The sequence below is a fragment of the uncultured Gimesia sp. genome, from assembly GCF_937919775.1.
Lineage (GTDB): Bacteria > Planctomycetota > Planctomycetia > Planctomycetales > Planctomycetaceae > Gimesia.
This window is the reverse complement of the sequence record NZ_CALFPF010000692.1, coordinates 1-1,954: the sequence shown is the minus strand read 5'-3', so window position 1 is coordinate 1,954 and position 1,954 is coordinate 1. Positions and strand designations below refer to the sequence as shown.

The 1,954-nt window shown below is 48.3% G+C and carries 1 protein-coding gene; it reads left to right on the top strand.

The window, feature by feature from the left end:
* Window positions 1-1,954, top strand: a 1,954-nt coding sequence (locus tag Q0294_RS19540; protein WP_299468806.1) for a hypothetical protein, incomplete at both ends; no start/stop codon positions are given.

Below are 1,954 nucleotides of genomic sequence, written 5' to 3'. Positions count from 1 at the left end.
CGTTCTGAGTCATTATTACGCGAATTGCTCTACGCAGAATTAAACAAGTCCGATCCGAATGAATTCTCGTTATTGGCAAAACTTGAAGCACTCGCCACAACACCGCTCGAACGAGGCCGTTTCCTGTCACGCAAGTCGAAACACCTGCTGCAGCAGCAAGATTACCAGGGATTGATGGAGGTTGCCGAAGAATTCAAAAAGATCGAAGTCAACCAGCCTTTGGCAATGGCAGGAGACGCCAATCATCTGGTGACGGTCAACAGTCTCATCGCCGGCCTGATGGAAAAAGTCACCACCAAGGCAGACAGGGATGCACGTGAAACGGTAGATTCGATCATTTCCAGCGATCAACAGGCTGCCCTCAAAGATGGGTCCGTGATCGCATTGCAATCCTTCGAGGAAACTTATGGCAGCTGGCCTCAGGCAGTCGAAGTCCGCAGTGCTCTGGCTGAAAAGCTGGTGCGACGGGGACAAAACCAACAGGCAGAATTTCTGCTGTTGGAAAACCGTGCCAGCCCCGATCCGAAGATTGCCGCAACGGCAACACGACAGTTACTCGAATTATGGCAGTCTGCCGGTCTGCCTTACGAGGCGGCTTCTCTGCTGCAAGAATTAAACGAAACATTCGCCGACGTCACTCTGGACTCAGGAATCACAGGATCACAATACGTCAAGCGCTTTGATCGCGGAGCCGGAGCCTGGAATATTTTCCAGTCAATGCAGCCTCTTAAACATACGGTTTCGTATGTTTCCATCCAGCAAAGTCATTCAGGAGCCCCCACCCCCGATATCAAAGCCACCTATAAAAACTATGAACGTAAATTTCTGCCCCCAGCGGAAATTTCTCAACTCCTGCTGAAATCGGGGTCAATCCTCAATGTTGTCAATAAACATGTGGGGCAAACAGTGGGGAAGATCGAAGTTTCAGATCGAATTTCTTACCCCTATCATTCTCAAAATACGCGTGTCGGACATTTCATACCGCTTGGCAGCAGCCGCAAAATTCATGGGGTCTCACTGCTCCAACTGCAGGATGAAATATCAGCTCCGCTCTGGACAGCAGAATTTAATGATCTGAATAGCGCACAATCACTCTTTTATGTAGGACCGTCGGGCCCTCGCGTCTGTATCTTTCAGTGGGATAACCGCTTGTTCGGATTGAGTCCCGCAACTGGCAAAGTCCTATGGGAGCGCAAAAACATTCCCTCGAAATCGGGTTTTTTAAGCGATTCCAGCAAAGGGCTGATTGGCGATCAAAAAGCCGTTGTCGCCTTCAACATCAATCGTACTAATTACGATGTCTACAGTTCCATCACTGGTGAATTGATCCGAAAAGGGGAGCTGGATTTAAACAGCCAGTCCCGGCACGTCTTTGGCCGAAAACTTTTTTATCAAACGACCTCTACAACCGAAAAACGAGTCAGACTATGGGATCCACTGACGGACAGTTTTCTGCTCGATGAGCCGGTCTCGAACTCGGGATTTTCGACCCAGATTTCCGATACGGAACTGGTCGTCCTGCTGCCTCCCAATCGACTTCGCGTCTTGAATGTCGAGACCGGTGAAATTATCGTCGAATCTTCAATTCCCGATGAATACCTCACGAATCTGAATAAATTCATCGGTTTTTCAGACCGGAATCGCTACTACTTCAATTTTTCCTATACAACGCCCCGCAGACAATCTCCGCAAAATGACTTTTATATCAGTGATTCCTTCCTGAATGTGGTCCATATTGACAATGACTTAATCAGCATTGATAAAAAGTCCGGCAAGTTGCTCTGGAGCCGCAACCTGCCCAAACGATCCTGGATTGATACTTCTCAGTACCAACTTCCGTTCCTGGTTTTCATGAGCAAAATTCGAACGGAATCCAAAACCAGAAGTTACTCCTATCTGTTCGAGGTTCTCGATGCGCAAACTGGTAATACCATCGGCTTCGAGGACAACATCC